The 18294-nt window shown below is 39.6% G+C and carries 9 protein-coding genes and 2 tRNA genes; 1 reads left to right on the forward strand and 10 read right to left on the reverse strand.

All coding sequences use genetic code 11. The features are described from left to right. The first annotated feature begins 21 nt into the window (after nucleotides 1–21). Nucleotides 22–1509, forward strand: a complete 1488-nt coding sequence (mltF, locus tag ABVT42_RS15490; protein WP_353896564.1) for a membrane-bound lytic murein transglycosylase MltF — start codon at nucleotides 22–24, stop codon at nucleotides 1507–1509. Nucleotides 1510–1792: 283 nt separating this feature from the next. Here mltF and ABVT42_RS15495 read toward each other — a convergent pair whose 3' ends face one another. From ABVT42_RS15495 to alaS, 10 genes are all read right to left on the reverse strand, one after another. After that, the gene (locus tag ABVT42_RS15495) at nucleotides 1793–6787 is read right to left on the reverse strand and encodes an NAD-glutamate dehydrogenase (protein WP_353896565.1); all 4995 of its coding nucleotides are present in this window, start codon (nucleotides 6785–6787) and stop codon (nucleotides 1793–1795) included. A gap of 317 nt (nucleotides 6788–7104) precedes the next feature. Further along, nucleotides 7105–9420, reverse strand: coding sequence for an efflux RND transporter permease subunit (locus ABVT42_RS15500; RefSeq protein WP_353896566.1), 2316 nt, complete (start codon nucleotides 9418–9420; stop codon nucleotides 7105–7107). 26 nt (nucleotides 9421–9446) lie between these two features. Beyond that, a complete protein-coding gene (locus ABVT42_RS15505; protein WP_353896567.1) occupies nucleotides 9447–10430 on the reverse strand; it encodes a WD40/YVTN/BNR-like repeat-containing protein in 984 nt (327 codons plus the stop codon). A 280-nt stretch (nucleotides 10431–10710) separates the two neighbouring features. Further along, a complete protein-coding gene (locus ABVT42_RS15510) occupies nucleotides 10711–12078 on the reverse strand; it encodes a DUF1329 domain-containing protein (protein ID WP_353896568.1) in 1368 nt (455 codons plus the stop codon). Between the two features lie 26 nt (nucleotides 12079–12104). Then, nucleotides 12105–13943: a DUF1302 domain-containing protein gene (locus tag ABVT42_RS15515; protein ID WP_353896569.1), complete on the reverse strand. Its 1839-nt coding sequence runs from the start codon at nucleotides 13941–13943 to the stop codon at nucleotides 12105–12107. A gap of 246 nt (nucleotides 13944–14189) precedes the next feature. Then, nucleotides 14190–14426, reverse strand: a complete 237-nt coding sequence (locus ABVT42_RS15520; protein ID WP_353896570.1) for a DUF2835 family protein — start codon at nucleotides 14424–14426, stop codon at nucleotides 14190–14192. A gap of 471 nt (nucleotides 14427–14897) precedes the next feature. After that, nucleotides 14898–14974: transfer RNA gene (locus tag ABVT42_RS15525), tRNA-Arg, on the reverse strand. Nucleotides 14975–15113: 139 nt separating this feature from the next. Continuing rightward, nucleotides 15114–15205, reverse strand: a tRNA-Ser gene (locus ABVT42_RS15530). A gap of 118 nt (nucleotides 15206–15323) precedes the next feature. Next, nucleotides 15324–15509 (reverse strand): carbon storage regulator CsrA, encoded by a 186-nt coding sequence (gene csrA, locus ABVT42_RS15535; RefSeq protein ID WP_353896571.1) that lies wholly within the window; start codon nucleotides 15507–15509, stop codon nucleotides 15324–15326. A gap of 165 nt (nucleotides 15510–15674) precedes the next feature. After that, nucleotides 15675–18266 carry an alanine--tRNA ligase gene (gene alaS / locus ABVT42_RS15540; RefSeq protein WP_353896583.1) on the reverse strand — a complete coding sequence of 864 codons (2592 nt, stop codon included), beginning with the start codon at nucleotides 18264–18266 and terminating at the stop codon, nucleotides 15675–15677. Nucleotides 18267–18294: the final 28 nt, after the last annotated feature.

The following is an 18294-nucleotide window of genomic DNA, read 5'->3' on the forward strand; positions in this document are numbered from 1 at the left end:
ATTATGCAAGGCTAAAAATTCATGATTCAACGTTGGCAACAATCTTTTCACTTCACTGCAAATCGGTATGTACACCGATTGAAGTTGATCGGATTATTGTTAACTGTGAGTCTGTTAAGTGCCTGTGCCGATAATCAGCTTTCACATCTTGAAAGAATACAACAGAAAGGCAAATTGGTTGTCGTGACACGTAATAGCCCAACAACCTATTATGAAAGTGGAAATGGACCAACAGGTATCGAATACGAACTTGTTTCCCGCTTCGCAGATTCACTCGGTGTTGAGCTGGAAATCATTGTTAACGATAACATCAAAGAAATTATCGAGCTGCTCGCCAGTGGCAAGGCAGATGTTGCCGCTGCAGGATTAACCATTACACCTGAGCGTGAAAATCAATTACGTTTTGCACCAGCTTATCAGCAAATTACCTCGAAACTGGTGTTTAAACAAGGCAAACGCTGGCCTCGTAACATTTCCCAACTCGATGGCGAACTGCGTGTAATTGCCCACTCCTCTTATTCTCAAGAGTTACTCAAATTAAAAACAGATAATCCAGAGCTTCATTGGTCAGAAACCACCGAACTCACTAACGAAGAGCTGTTAATGATGGTACTCGATGAAACTATCGACTACACCATCGTTGATTCGACAGAACTGGACTTGAATCGTCGCTTTCACCCTGAACTGGCGGTGGCTTTTACTGTTGGTAAGCCACAAAGTCTTGCCTGGGCTCTACCTAAGACAAATGATTATTCACTGTTTTCAAAAACCATTGAATTTTTTGGTCAACAAAAAATCGAGGGCCAGTTAGCTTCACTAGTTGAAAAATACTATGGACATGTACAAAAGTTTGATTATGTCGGTGCTCGCAGATTTCATCAGGCAACTCAGGAAAAATTGCATCAATATAAAGATTTATTCGTTGATTCAGCTAAGGATGATCTCGACTGGCGTTTACTCGCAGCAGTCAGTTACCAGGAATCCCATTGGTATCCCAGAGCAAAGTCGCCTACTGGTGTGCGCGGAATGATGATGTTGACTCAAGTAACGGCTCGACAACTAGGTATCAAAAATCGACTGGATCCAAAACAAAGTATCAACGGTGGTGCACAATATTTACGTAAAATTCTCGATCGCGTCCCCGATAGTATTCAAGATCCCGATCGAACCTGGTTTGCTCTGGCAGGATATAATGTCGGCTGGGGTCATGTTGAAGATGCCCGAGTGATTACAGAAATGCAGGGCGCAAATCCTGATAAATGGTCTGATGTTAAAGAGCGTTTACCTTTATTACAAAAGAAACGCTGGTACAAAAAAACCAAATATGGTTATGCCAGGGGTGAAGAACCGGTTAAATATGTGACCAATATTCGTCGCTATTATGATGTTTTAGTTTGGCAAGATGAAGAACAACAAGCACCGCCAGAGACGCCAGCAGAAAATCCATCCAAAACATTAATTGCCGCAACAAAAGAAGCAGAAAAGCAAGCCGAAGTGACACCGGATTGAGCAAAACCAAATCATTAAAATACACCAAGTTCTTTGTACCTACCACGACACATTTCAAACAAACCAACATAAATTGAGCTGTGGATTTTAGAGAAAATTCAACGCTAGACTTAAAATAAGATCTTTAAAAAAATTATTCTTTCTAAATAAAAAGACAGCAATAATTGCTGTCTTTTATGGAAGATTTAACAATAAATAATGATAAATCGAATTCGAAAAATTAATCAGTTAACGCACCTAAAATAAATCGATTTTACTTATCTGATGCGTTAATTGTGTTTACTTAACTTTCTTTTACCTTACGCTTTTTTTCATCGTTTTTACTCATACTAGCTTTGGGTACTTGGCCAGTTTTTGTTTCAGTAACCTTTGCTTTAACGGTAGGCTTATCTTTAATATTACTTTGACTCACCAAATCTTTTTCTCTGGCAGTTGCTGCCGCTCTGACACTGCTTTGCACCAGTATCAACAACTCCCTCAATGCCACAGAGAACTTAGCAAACTCGTGGCGACTGCTCGAACGGAAATCGGCCAACATTTGTTGCCAACGAGACAGCAAGTCAGCATTTTTGATAACCCAGTTAATAATCCGTTCTTCAGCAGAAGCATTCCGCTTTGACATATGTAGCACAGCGACCGTTAAACTGCGTTGTTGCCAATCTAAGTCTTCGCGGAATGACGCCCGTGCAAATGCCTGCCAATGGTTATCAACCGGCTGTAAATTAATTTGTTCCAGGAACCAGTGCAATTCAAGTTTAGCACCTAGCTTAAAGTAAACCTCCGCAACCATCGCAATATTCAGGCCAGTTAACTTTGACATTTCAATAATATCCAGTGCCGAGAATAAAGTACTTAAATAACCAATTCGCTCAGCAAGCAATACCGGAACACCTTGATGTGTCCAATTATCAATATCTTTACGAATCGATTTATTTTCTTGCTTATCTAAAATTTTGTGAATTGATTTTTGTAGTTCGCAAACACCATCTTTAAAGTATTCAATGCCACTTTTAATATCAAGATTTTTAGGTCGATGGCGCAAAAACCAACGTGTACAACGACGAATCATGCGTTGAGTCTGATAGATCATATCATGCTTGATCGTGGCGGGAATTGAATGGTCGAGAGATTCAATCTGCTTCCACATTAATGGCATTTCAAATATTTCTTTTGCCATAGTATAGCAATTAGCCACATCGGAAGAATTGGCTCCGGTTTCATCCATAACACGAAAAGCAAAATTACTCCCCAGATAATCAACCATTTCATTCGCTAATTTCATAGCAATAATTTCATCTTTAAGTGGATGCTGTTTGGTTTGTTCAGCATACTTATTGCGAATAGGTTTGGGAAAATAGTTAATCAGTACATCATGATAATAAGTTTCTTCTGCTATTTCAGGTGTTCTTAAATCTTCTTTAAGTACCATTTTGCCATAAGCAGTTAGTACCGCAATTTCAGCTCGCGTTAAACCTTCACCTTGTGCCAGTCGTTCCAACAATTCTTCATCATTCGGTAAAAACTCAAGTTCACGGTTGAGCTTACCTTCTTTTTCAAGCCAGTGAATAAAGCGCATCAATTCTTTAACCATTTTTGATGAACGCTCTTCACTCGTGCTGATAGATTGAGCTTGCAAGAAATTTTCTCGCAATACAATTTCAGCGACTTCATCCGTCATAGCAGCTAAAATTTTGATCCGCTGTTTCTCAGTCATTTCACCGGCACTGACAATTTGATTAAGCAATATTTTAATATTAACTTCATTGTCAGAACAGTTTACCCCACCCGCATTATCAATAAAGTCAGTGTTGGCTTTTCCGCCACTACGCATGTATTCGATACGCCCTAATTGGGTAACCCCTAAATTTCCACCCTCGCCAATAATTTTGCAGCCAAGTTGGTTACCATTAACACGTAAAGAATCATTCGCACGATCACCTACATCGCTGTGAGTTTCGCGAGTCGCCTTAACATAAGTACCAATACCACCATTCCAAAGTAAATCAACTTTGGCTTTTAATATGGCATTAATTAATTGATTAGGCGATAAAGAATCATTGTCGACACCAAGTAACGATTTAATTTCAGGACTTAAAGGAATCGACTTTGCATCTCGTGAAAAAATACCCCCACCTTTAGATATTAAATCGCTGTTATAATCGGTCCAGCTTGAACGAGGCAAATCAAATAACCTTTGGCGTTCTTGATAACTTTTTTCAACATCAGGATCGGGATCAATAAAAATATGCAGGTGATTAAATGCGGCCACTAGTTTAGTCATTGGCGAGCATAGCATCCCATTCCCAAAAACATCACCGGCCATATCGCCAATACCTACTGCGGTAAAACTGGTTTTCTGGCAGTCTATACCCAGCTCCATAAAGTGACGTTTAACCGACTCCCAGGCACCTTTGGCAGTGATCCCCATTTTCTTATGGTCATATCCAACGCTACCACCAGAAGCAAATGCATCCCCCAGCCAGAAGTTATACTCATTAGAAATGCCATTGGCAATATCTGAAAACGTCGCAGTTCCTTTGTCGGCGGCAACGACCAGATATGGATCATCTTCATCCAGTCTGACTACATCAACCGGAGGTACTAATTGGCCATCCACCAGATTGTCAGTGATATCTAATAATGCACTAATAAAGATTTTATAGCAGGCAATTCCTTCCGCCATAAATTCCTCGCGAGATAAACCAACCAGGCTACGCTTACAAACAAAGCCGCCTTTGGCTCCAACAGGCACGATAACAGAATTTTTAACTTGCTGTGCTTTTACCAGCCCTAAAATTTCAGTACGGAAATCTTCTCGTCTGTCAGACCAACGCAATCCTCCTCGCGCAACTTTTCCACCACGCAAATGCACGCCTTCTACTTTAGGCGAATAAACAAAGATTTCAAACATGGGCGCCGGTTGAGGCATGTCTGATATTTCAGAAGGTTTTAGTTTAATTGAAATATAGGTTTTATAGTTGCCATCGGCATTTTTCTGGAAAAAGTTTGTACGAATTGACGCATCCATTAATTCCAAATAACGATTTAAAATTCTATCCTGATCCAGAATGGCTACTTTATCGAGCGCCTCAATAATCTTTTTACGAATTCCGGCCAGTTTAGTTGAACTTTGTTTTAACTCTGGTGAAAACTTTTGGTAAAAATAACTGACCAGCAAAGTAGAAATTTTAGGATAGGCGGTTAAGGTATCCTCAATATAGTTTTGAGAAAAACTCGAACCGATTTGCCACATATATTTCGCATAAGCGCGTAGCATCGCGATTTCACGCCAGTCCAGCTGTGCCGCTAAAACTAATCGATTAAATCCATCATTTTCAGCATCATTCAACCATATTTTACTAAACGCTGTTTGAAATTTATCTTTAAGCTTTTCCAAGTCGAGCATAGTGCCATCTGGATGTTGCATCGTAAAATCACTCATCCAACGTTCGGTGCCATTGTTAGGATGAATACGATGAGGATTTTCTGCAATAATATTTAGCCCCATATTTTCCAGCATGGGTATAACATAAGACAATGGCTTTGGCTCATTACGATAAAACAGTTTAAATCGAATGCGATCTTGCGCATCTTCTTGCGAACGATACAACAACATACTCAAAGGGTTTTCGTCAGTTAACGACTCTAGATGTTGGATATCAAGCACCGCAGTTTGAGTGATTGATTGTTCTTGATAACCCACCGGAAAACGCTCTAAATAACGCTTTACTAATCGATTTCCTTCTGATTCACCAAATTCACTGATTAACGATTCTTTCAAATTATCTTGCCAGGAACGTGTAGCCTGATGCAGATTCTCTTCAATTTCTTTTACGTTGTATTTGATTTCTTCAGCGTTTTCTACTGGAACAATATAATGAATTCTAGCTAGTATTGATTCCGAAAAGCTGGTTGTGAATTGGGGCTCTGAAATGGCATTCAGTGAATTTTTTAAAATTTCGGTGATTTTAACGCGGATTTTGGTGGTATAAATTTCACGCGGCACATACACCAGACACGAGAAAAAACGCCCATATGGATCCGGCCTGATAAATAGTCGAATAATAGGACGTTCTTGAATTTGTAAAATCCCAATGGTGGTCTCATATAAATCATCAACTCGGGTTTGAAAAAGTTCATCACGTGGATATGTTTCCAATATATTTCTAAGTACTTTAAGGTCATGCTCTAGTGGCGTCAGTCCAGAACGTTCTTGTACAGTTTGAATTTTTTGTCTTAATACTGGAATACTCATTGGATTTAAATTGTATGCGGCTGAAGTATACAAACCAATGAAACGATCTTCTCCAATAATCTCGCCTTCTTCATTGACTCGTTTCACACCTATATAGTCAATATGTGCCGGACGATGAACCCGACTCACCGCACTCAATTTAGTTAGTACCAGTAAGTTTTCACTGTTTAAAATCAGGTTACGCGCGCCGCTGGGCAAATCATTTAAAGAGTAGGCTTTAGGTTTCCAAATATCTTTAGTTTTTAATCCAAGACAAGACGCATCATCAGGAACCAAACGGTAATCCTTCTTTACTTGCTCTAAGGAGTAATACGCATAGCCCAGCAAGGTAAAATGGTTTCCGCTAATCCAAGCTAAAAAGTCGCGACACTCTTTATTACGTTCGTTAACTAATTTAGCCGGCAAGTCATTGAGCCGCTCAATCACTTCTGCTAACTTTTTCTTCATAGGTTCCCAATCCGAAACAGTCACTCTCACATCTGAAAGCACTTCTTCAAGATTAAGTTTAATTACTTCCATTTCGCCTTCATCCAATTGGCGATCAATTTCAAGGTACATGGGAGTCAGGCTTGTATATGGAGAATTGGGATCGGGTCGGGAAATATAAGAAATTTTGCTGTCTTTATCGCGCTTTAAGTCGAGTGGAATATGAATGTGCAAATGTATATTAATTCCCATTCGATTCAGCTCCATTCGAACTGAGTCCACTAAAAATGGCATATCTTTATGTACTAATTCAATAATTGAATGACGTGATTGCCAGCCATTATTTTCCAGGCTAGGTGTATAAACCCGGACATTTGATTCTTCTTTACATGACTGCATATAGTTCCAAAGGCTGACTATCGATGCATACAGTTCATTCTCATTTTTAAAATCAAAGTCGGTGCTGGATATGCCTGCGCAAAAGTAATGCGCAAACTTACCAACCAGCTCAGCCTGTTTTTTTGAAAATTTATTATTGATCAGCTGAATAACATTTTTGAATAGTATTGATTCGTACATTTTTTGTTCGATAGTCATAACGATTCCTTACCAAATTTGAACGATTTGGTTTTACTATGCTCATTTATTATTAGGTTATTAGTACACGGCCCGAAAATGTCAACGAATATAACGAAAAAGGCGATTAACAAGTAAATATATATGGTTGTCATTTTGCAAAAATGCTATCGCAATCGGGCTTATTTAGATGTCGTTTGTGGATTATGGCAATTGTAGGATAAAGCGAATCGTTTAGCACTAATTAGATCCACTTTTTATCCGCTTTTTGGATATTTATTTAAGTATTAATACATAAAATGATGAATTAATTTTTTATATATCCCCGCAAAATTTGATTAACGTCGATAAAATAATGCAGCCAGTGCTGGTAATAAAATAACTGCACCTAGCATATTAAATAAAAACATGAAGGTTAATAAAATGCCCATATCAGCCTGAAACTTTAGTGCAGACATTAGCCAGGTACTAACACCAATAGCTAAAGTTATTCCAGTAAAGAAAACCGCATTTCCTGTAAGATTGAGAGTTTTTAAAAAAGCTTCTGCAATACTTTCCCCCGCTCTAATGAAAACCAGCATTCGAGAAAAAATATAAATACCGTAATCTACGCCAATACCAACCCCCAACGCAACAACCGGTAGTGTCGCAACAGTTAATCCAATATCGAGCAGAGCCATTAACCCTTGTGCCATTATGGAAACAATTGCAAGCGGTATAACTATGCACAAAGTCGAACGTATTGAACGAAAGCTTACAAGACACAGTAAAATGACCGCCAAATAAACCCAGACAAGCATCGGTAATTGAGCCGCAGAAACCGCCTCGTTGGTTGCAGCCATTACCCCAACAGGTCCGGTCGCCAATTTAAAAGTTACATTTTCGGTAGGATTATTCGCAATATACTGTTTCGCTTCACTGACAACTTGCTCGATCGTTTCTGCTTTGTGATCTTTGGTAAAAATCAATATGGGAATCACGCTACAATCAGTATTAAATAGTCCACTGCTGGTTTCCAGGTAACGAATCGACTGTACTAGCGTTGCTTGCTCTGTTGGTAATATGCGCCACTGCAATGCGCCCTCATAGAATCCAGCATTTAGTATTTTTGAAACTGTTGGTAGACTTATGGCTGATTGAACTCCCGGTAGATTTTCCAAATGCCATTGAAATTGATCAATGGCATTCATAATATTAAATTGGGTACAACCATCGGGTACTGTTTCGGTGATAATAGAAATCATATCAGTCCCGATGGAAAAGTTTTCAGTTATAAAACGAGTATCCTGATTATAGATCGAGTCATGTCGTAACGCCGGAGCGCCTGCTTGCAAATCCCCCACCTTCATTTCGCGCGCAAATAGTCCAGCAACAATCACAATAACCACTGCAATTAAAATGGTACGCAAAGCCATTCGCTTTTCGGCAAATCCGGCAAAATAACGCCAAAGAATTGCCTGTTTTTGATTGGCTTGCTCAACCTTCTTAGCAAAATTGGCTGGAAATTTCGCATAAGACAATAAAATGGGCAATAAAATCAGATTTGTAATAATAATTACCGCAACACCCAAACTAGCGGTAATCGCAAGTTCTTTTATAATATCGATTTTGATAAATAGTAAAGTTAAAAAACCAATCGTATCGCTCAACAGAGCGATCATTCCAGGAACAAACAAACGACAACAGGCTGCATATGCCGCATCATAAGCACTGACACCCGAGGCAACATTTTTACCAACAGCGTTGATCATTTGCACGCCATGACTGACGCCAATTGCAAATACCAAAAATGGCACGAGAATAGACATCGGATCAATGCCAAACCCAAGCCATGTCAATAATCCAAGTTGCCAGATAACCGCAGTGACCGAACACAATAAGGGGAGTAAAGTTAAAATAATTGACTTAGCATACAAATAAACCATTATTGCGGTAATTAACAATGCAAGTCCAAAAAATAGCACAACCTGTTTGGCTCCCTCGCTGACATCGCCAATCATTTTTGCAAAGCCAATAATGTGCACCGTAATGCCATCATATTTTTTTTCAATTTGCTCGCGAATTTGTTCTAAGTGAGTAGCAACTGCAACCAAATCGGTTTTTGCCTTTGTATCAGGATTAATTGATAGCAGTTGTGCGCTAACCATAGCCGATGCAAAATTATTGGCAACCAATCGACCAACCAGCCCGGCTTTAAGAATATTGTTTTTTACCAAAGCTAACTGCTGCTCACTGCCATCAAAACTGGCAGGGATCACTGGACCGCCGACCATGCCATCTTCGACAGCTTCAACAAATCGTGTGTTGGGGGTAAATAAAGAGCTCATTAGTGGTTCTGAAACACTTGGCGTGGTGGCAACCAGGTTAGTCGTTTCTGCGAGTGCATCAAAAAATGTTGTATTAAAGATATCGCCAGAACGATCTTCCAATACAATTAAAATACGATTAGCTCCACCAAAATGTTCTTGATGCTTGATATAGGTTTGCATGTATTCATGCTCAAGTGGAATATTTTTTTCAAAACTGGCATCGACTTTTAATTGAACCGCAAAATACAGCATCACAATTGTTAATAGAGCCAGCAACCCTAAAATCATTTTGCGCTGTTGAAAAATTAGTTTTTTAATTAAATCGTCCAGATTCATCCGGTTCATATAATACTTATCCACATTTTGTCTTTTTATTGTTCAAGCGGCATAATTCCTTCAACACCGACCAATAGTATTTTTCCATCTAGGGTTTTTAGTGCATGGGCCAAATGTACTCGGTCTGAACGCTGTCTTAGCTTAAAGTTTTCGCCAACATCATCGCTAATCAACAGTGTGCCATCAGAACCAACAATGATAATTTGCTTGTCATCGAGCTGCGTCAATTCCTGTAATCCCGATATTGTATTAGTTTCAATAGGCTGCCAATTTTCTCCTGAATCTGTCGAACGAAACAAATGGCCTCGTAATCCCATCACCATTAAATGTCCATTTTCAAGACTGGCAATATTAAAAAATGACCCATGATAAGGGCTTGTTAGCTTTTCCCAAGTTTGTCCTTTATCAATCGATTTAGCCAGAAAGCCAAGCTCTCCTGCCATAAACAATTGACGAGTTTGCTTATCATAACTAATCGAATAAAAATGCGGTAACCCAATCTCGTCATCAGCTAAACGTTCTTGATAAATTGGCTGCCAGCTTTGACCACCATCTTCTGTTGCCAAATAAAGTCCATAAGCCCCAACAGCAAAACCATTTTGCTCATCGCTAAACCACACATCGAATAATGCTGGTTGCGACACATCATTTGCAGTGTGTTGAATCTGCCAACTCTCGCCACCATCTCGACTAACCAGAATAGTTTGTTGATGGCCAACAGCCCACCCCAGCTTTTCGTTAACAAAAAATAATTTAGTTAATAGTGCCTGAGTGTGAACTGTTTTTTGCTGCCAGCTATTACCTTGATCATCAGAGACAAGAATGTGTCCACGTTCTCCAACAGTAATTAGACGTCCACTAGCAAGCTGCTTGATATCCATTAGTAGCCGCTCTTTGGCTTTTGGTGCCGCAAAGCTGGATTTATCTTGAGCTTGATCAGCAAAAGACTCAAGGGTTATAACCCCTATAATAATCATTATAAATACGCGTAAGAGATGGCAGGTTAATTGTGCTAGCATAATTCGGTATTCCTATTGACCAATACTTAATACTCCAAACAAATAGTCCAGACAGTCTTCATTTTCTGAAGTACCCGATTCGCTATCCTCTCTATATATTATCCAAAGACTATCAGAAATAAATAATAATTCGATTACGATAACTTAATGATAAAGTTATATAAGACGAAAAATTAGCGAATCTACTCGGTGTTTCTACCATATCAGGATCGGCAAATAAAAAAAAGACCGGGAGAACATACCGGTCTTTTTATTATTTTAGTTTAAATATTAATCGAAACTATTTTTTGCCTGCTCTTTGTAACGCTGCTGGCATAAAATCTTGTTTAGATAAGCTAACCGAAAAATCAAAAACCTTTTCTTCGTTATCTAAACCTAATGCCAGATAGCGCCCTGATTTCAGGTCATGATAAACATCTAGCGTAGTCCACAATGCAGGAACTTCATAATAATTTACCGCGTGAGACATACCGACTCGCCATAAAGTATCCTGATTGTCATAGGTATCAGTCGCTGCAATTTGCCAACTATCTTCGTCAAAATAGAAAACCCGTTTTTTATACTGGTGACGGGTATCAGGTTTAAGATTTGCCTCGACAACCCAGACTCGGTGTAGTTCATATCGAACTAATTCAGGATTGATATGACCAGCTTTTACAATTTCATCATAGGTAACACTACCTGAATGCAGTTTATAGCTATTGTAAGGAATATAAATTTCCTTCTTACCTAGAAGTTTCCAATCATATCGATCAGGCGCACCATTGAACATATCAAAATCATCTGTGGTTCTTAAACCATCAGCGGCGGTTCCCGGTGCATCATAGGCAACACTGGGTGCTCTTCGAACCCGACGTTGGCCGGTATTATATGTCCATGCCAAGCGAGGTTGCTTAATTTGATCTAATGTTTCATGGACTAGCAATGCGGTACCAGAAAGTCGCGCCGGAGAAGTTACCCATTGTTTAAAATAAAACAGCATATTATTTTCTTCTAAATCTTGTGGATTCGTCCCCTTTTTCGCATAGTGCTGGTCAAGTTCTTCACGGAATTTAACCAATGTATAACTACCATCTCGCAAAGGTGTTACTTGACCGATAAAACGCGCTACAGCTTCGCCTCGATATCTGACAATGTGATTCCAAATGACTTCCAAACCGCTCTGTGGAATGGGAAACGGAAAACCAACCGCGGCATTTTTCATACCATTTCCGCCTTCAACTAATTCGGCTCTGGTTGCATTCTTTTTTGTTTCGTCATACACATGCTGTGGATAAGATGCACTTCTGTGAGTGGGATAAATATTCATTTTAAAAGTGTCAGGGTAGGCTTTGAATAATGCTTTTTGTCCTTCCGTTAATTGCTCCTGATACTGTGAAAAATTACTCGCAGTAATCGTTAGTTTAACTTTATCTCCAGCAAATGGATCAGGATGGAAATCGCCAGGTTTGTAGCCACTTGGCACGGTGGTAATTCCACCTGTCCAGGCAGGAATTGTACCGGCAGCATTTGCAGCTTTTTCTGCACCAACCGGGGTCAGATTTTTTCCCAGTTCGGCGGCTTTTTCTGCGGGCACTTTGGCCATAGCAACACCAGCGAAAACCGTCATACTAACTGCTGTTGCAACTACTGAATTAATTAATTTCATATTGAGTTCCTATGGTTTAGCGCGGTTTAGAAAGAATAACTGATATTGGCAGCAATAAAGTCTTTATCGCCCATTAAGTTTGCCGTTCCTGCACCAAAAAATGCAGTGTAGCCAATATCTGCTTTCCAGACAGCTTGCTTATCGAAACCAACACCAACGGTTACTCCCTTGCGATCTTCAACAAAATTGCTGATAGGTCCAGGTGTCGTCCCGCTGATATCATGCTGATAAACCACTCTTGGTGAAACGTTCCAGCCAGAAAATACATCAGCGTAATCCCACTTACTGACAACTCTTACGCCCCATGAAAAATCATCGGCAAAAGGATTAGTCTCTACCCCTTCACACTCAACTTCATAACCACCTGCGCGGCAAGGCGACCCTGGAGACAGGAAACCTAATCCACGCCCAGCTCTGGCAACATTGCCACTGCGCACTGTTCCCGGTGCATTGAAGCGTAATTCATCCTGACTGGGCATATCGAGAATTTTATTCGCGCCAACTTCCGCTAATAATACCCATTGTTCGGCCCCCCAAGTAGGCCCCATAAATTTGGTAAACGTGGCCTGATACTGAACCGTGTCAAATAAGCGATAAGCTGAAATCTCTTCACCCAGAGCTGCGCCTCCAGGAATTTGTGATGTACCACTGGGAATTGCACCTATTGGCTCCAGTGTTGCATAGAGTAATTCAACATCGTCAATCTGTAATGGCTCATCAACTCGATAGGTCAACTCACCAGCAATCGAAAACCCACTTTCAGTAGAGGTATTAAAACTAAAACCAAACATCTGAATATCTTCCAAATATTCAAAAAAACCAGTGACTTCAATACCATCATGTGCGCGACCTGTAATCAAAGGCCGTTTGTTATGGTAATTAACAAAATAAAAACCAAACTCGGTATAATTCCAATCTTCAGCTAACCAAGATAACTTAATGCCATATTGTCCGCTGTCGCTGGCATCTCTATCAGCCGTACGTCTTGCAACCGTCCCAATGGTTCCCTCACCTGATTGCGAAAATCCAAGATGAATATCCGTTCCTGTCTCACCAGTAAAATCTCTTGTCGAGAAATATGTTCCTGGCTCATCGGTACGAAAATGTTCCCATTCAAACTGCACGTAAGCTTCCATATTAATCGTATCAGTCAGACCTAATGAGGCCCAAAGTGTATTTACCGGTATCAGTGCTTCTTTGATTTCTGCACCGGGAACACGCAACTTGGTGATATCAACAGCATTAATTTCTGACAAGCCATGCTGAATAAAAGTGCTCTCTCCCCAGCTAACAACCTGCTTACCAAGTCTTGCTTGCAGCGTTCTTTCACCTAAATCCCAAGTATCGTAGATATAGGCATCTAACAGGCGGTAATCTTCTCCCTGATAATCTAATGCACGTTTTGAGATAGGCTTGACTCTTTTCTCAGGATCGTCATTGAGTTCAAAATCATAAAATCCGGTTCCGCGAATAAAAAAACCGAAGCCACTGGTATGTTCCATACCGACTTCGGTGGTTATTTTTATCGCATTTGAAACGATATCACCTTTATCAAAATTCAAGTTACCATCATCATTATTGTTAGACCAAGCGCCCGTCAATTCAATATTTGAACCTGGAAGAACTGGGATTTCTCCTGCTTTGAGATTCAATAAATTGGTATGTCCAATACGTTTATCATCACGCTCTTCAACGCGCCAGCTGGTCCCTAAAGAAATTGTCGTATCCCAGCTGCCTTGCCAGTTTCTTGTACTAAGCTCAATAGCATTAACCATTGAGCTTGAGCAAAGTGCCATACCAACAGCCAGTGTACTGGCTGCTAATTTGGTACTTTTGGGTAAACTTAGTGTTAATTGTTTCTTCATTTGAATACCTTCCCCGCTTATCCTACGGCTTACCTGTTAGTTATTTGTAACCAAGTCATTATCAGACAAAATTATTTCTTTGAAACTTTCAAACCAGTCAAAGTTAGGTAATAACGAATAAAATCCTATTATGAAAAATCATCCGACCAGTATAAAGATCTTTTTTGAAGTTTTTTTAAGTTATAAAAATCAATACCTTATACCTATTTTGATTTTCTGCAACGCATCAAAATGGTAATAAAACAACTAAAGCTTAATGAGTTCTATTGCTTTTCCTGAAGCAAAATAGCGTAATCTGTACTTGCCAATCACTCCATCACGGGTGATATGGTTCACTAACAAATTTGCTGGAAACTGAACCTTTTTGCCACATAGGCTGGTTACATGCACCCATTTTACCTGTCCACGATAGTAATCCAGATAGGCATCGGATGAAATATTTAGATAAAAATCGACCGACTTAACTAAATCGTCTTGTCCCATTCCAATTCAATTAATCAATTAGTGATTCGAACTATTACGATTCTCCAGCACGCTATTATGACTGGATATCCTAAAATAAACTTACGCAAGTATATAACCATTTTTTCAGAATGAAATACTTATTTGATGAAATACAATTTTAAAAACCCTAATCGGTTAAAAAAAGAACCAATTAATAATCCTTTCATAATATCGGTTTACTCTTCGTAGCTTCAACAATGGCACAAAAACAAGATCTGTCATGCCAGTATAACTTTGACCAGAAATAGTCGCTAAAGCGCTTTAGCGGATTGATATTGACGGTATTAACTTGCGTATTAATAAGGATAGTTAAACAATAATGCGCAGGAGATTATACTAAGCCTGCTACACGTTTTTCTGAAGATTACGGCTCGTTGAATTATTCAGGAAAGAAAACAGAAAGTTGTACTAATAAAAAAGCCGAACACAAGGTTCGGCTTTTAAATGATATGGCGCGCATGGAAGGAGTCGAACCTCCGACCGCCTGGTTCGTAGCCAGGTACTCTATCCAGCTGAGCTACATGCGCGTAATTTTCACATCCTGTGAAAGGAGCGGTATTATCCTTGCAGTGATTTGTAATGTCAATGAGATTTAAAAATAATTTCTCTTTAACTAAACCACTTGGTTTTAACCGCATTTGCATACTGACAACAAAATAAAGTCAGTGGCGGAGAGAGAGGGATTCGAACCCTCGATGGGCGATAAAACCCATACTCCCTTAGCAGGGGAGCGCCTTCAGCCGCTCGGCCATCTCTCCATAATAAACTAAATCTTGCTGCGTTTTGCGGGGGTGAATACTACCTGATTAAATGTAAAAAGCAATCATTTTTTACAATAAAATCAGACTCATTTATCTAGATATGAATAACGTTCAATTATTCATCAGATGACATTTCTTTTTCGCGTTGAATTCGCATATAAATTTCTTCTCGATGAACAGAAACTTCCTTAGGCGCGTTAACACCAATTCGAACTTGGTTGCCCTTAACACCCAGAACAGTTACTGTAACTTCATCACCAATCATTAATGTTTCGCCAACACGACGAGTTAAAATCAACATTGCCAATCTCCTCAAAAATTTGGCTGTATTTAAAAACGCGTCCTACTAGTATTTGGTTCCCTATCTAAAAGGTGCGCAATTATAACAATAGACTATTTCATAGTCACTGTATTATTTTATTTGCTGAAAAATCTATTAAAAACAATATCTCACTGAATTTCAGTGCTATTGTTCACTAACCCAGCGTTCAACCCAAGCAAGTGCTTCATCGAGTTTAGCCAGGTTATTTCCACCACCTTGGGCCATATCGGGTCTACCCCCACCACGGCCATCAAGCATGGCTGACAGTTCTTTCATCAAATTTCCAGCATGATAACGGGGTGTCAAATCTTTTGTTACTCCGGTTATCAGGCTTAGCTTACCTTCTAATTCAGCAGCAAGAACAATTATGCCACTACCTAATTTACTTTTGAGTTGATCACTTAAGTCTCGTAGACCTTTTGCATCAACACCGTCAACTTTTACAGCTAGTAGCTTTACTCCTACAACATCTACTGCACGGCTTAACAGATCACCGCCTTGAGAAGCTGAAATTTTAAGCTTCAATTTATCAATTTCACGATCTTGCTTTTTAGACTTTACGATTAATTGTTCTACTTTTTCACTGAGCGATAATCGATCAGTTTTAAGTGATGACGCCAATTGATTAATTAGCCACCCTTGTTTTTGGGTATATTCAACTGCGCTGTCCCCAGTAATCGCTTCAATTCGGCGTACGCCAGAAGCAATTCCCTGCTCGCCTATCACTTTAAATAATCCGATATCTCCGGTTTGCTTAACATGTGTTCCGCCACAAAGCTCTACCGAAAAATCTGCCATTTTTAGAACTCTGACAGTTTCTCCATACTTTTCACCAAACAACATCATGGCACCAAGTTTTTTTGCCTGATCGATAGAGGTCAGTTGTGTTTCAACGGTATGATTTGCTCTAATCTGCTGATTGACAAGTTGCTCAATTTTAAATATTTCTTCCTCAGTTACCGCAACTGGATGCGAAAAATCAAAGCGCAATCGTTGACTATCGACCAAAGAACCTTTCTGCTCAACATGTTCACCAAGAATTTGTCTTAATGCGGCATGTAATAAGTGTGTCGCTGAATGATTAAGCGCAATTTCCTGTCTTTCGTGCGTATTTATTTTAGCACTTAAGGACTCACCTCGTTTAATCGTCCCTCGTCTGACAATACCACGATGTAAAAAAGCGTCTCTCAGCTTGATTGTATCAATTACTTCAAACTCGCTATCACTACCAAACAAAATACCTTTATCACCAACTTGTCCACCTGACTCAGCATAAAAAGGCGTTTTGTCTAATACAATTTCGGCTTTAGTATCCTGAGTAATCGCATCAACTAATCCACCTTCGACAATGAGCTGTTGAACAACAGCCTGACCTTCGATTTGTTGGTATCCCAAAAACTCAGTCTGCTCATTTAAATTAAGACTTTCATTATAGTCAGTAATAAATTGATTTTCTTCACGTCCTCGACGTTTTTGCTCTTCCATGCAAACATCAAATCCAGCTAAATCAACAGTTAAACCTTTTTCACGAGCTATATCGGCCGTGAGATCAATTGGAAAACCATATGTGTCATAAAGTTTAAAGAGGGTTTCACCTTGGATTTCACTCCCCTCAAGATGAGCAATATCTTGCTCAAGTATTTTCATACCTTGTTCAAGTGTTCGCGCAAACTGTTCTTCTTCTCGAAGCAAAGTCTCAGAAATAATTGACTGTTTTTGTCTCAACTCAGGATATGCATCTCCCATTTGTTGGACAAGCCCTTCAACCAAGCGATGAAAAAAGCTACCTTGTACGCCTAGCTTATTTCCATGACGAATAGCTCGTCGAATAATGCGTCGTAATACATAAGCACGCCCTTCATTACCCGGCATAACACCATCTAAAATCAAAAAAGAGCATGAGCGAATGTGATCTGCAATAACTCGTAAAGATTGATTCGTTAACGATTTAACCTCGATAATGTCAGCAATATAACGGATTAAATTATCAAATAAGTCGATCTGGTAATTATTATGAACATGCTGCATAACGGCAGCTATCCGCTCCAGCCCCATACCCGTATCAACCGATGGACGGGGTAGCGGCGCCATGCTGCCATCTTTGCTCCGGTTAAATTGCATAAAAACCAGATTCCAGATTTCGATATAACGATCACCATCTTCTTCGGGGCTGCCAGGTGGTCCACCTGCAACCTCTTCACCATGATCATAAAATATTTCGCTGCAAGGACCACAAGGACCAGTATCGCCCATTGCCCAAAAATTATCTTTGTCACCTAAACGAGAGAACCGGGTTTGATCAATTTTGATTTCGTTAAACCAGATGGCCTCTGACTCTTTATCATCATCATGAACCGTTACCCAAAGTTTCTCTTTTGGCAGCTTTAACACTTCAGTTAAAAATTCCCAAGCAAATTGAATTGCTTCTTTTTTGAAGTAATCACCAAAACTAAAATTACCCAGCATTTCAAAAAAAGTATGGTGTCGTGCAGTATAACCAACATTTTCTAAATCGTTATGTTTTCCACCAGCCCTAACACAGCGCTGTGAACTGGTAGCACGAGTGTAATTGCGCTTTTCAGTTCCCAGAAAACAATCTTTAAACTGCACCATCCCTGCGTTAGTAAACAACAATGTAGGATCATTGGCAGGTACGAGTGAACTCGAATCAACACGCTGATGCCCTTTACTTTCAAAAAAGGCTAAAAACGCTTCTCGAATTTCGCTGCTGGACATACTCACTGAAATTTCTCTCTACCTTTTG

Source organism: Aliikangiella maris (genome assembly GCF_040719265.1).
In the GTDB taxonomy this organism is placed as follows: Bacteria; Pseudomonadota; Gammaproteobacteria; order Enterobacterales; family Kangiellaceae; genus Aliikangiella; species Aliikangiella maris.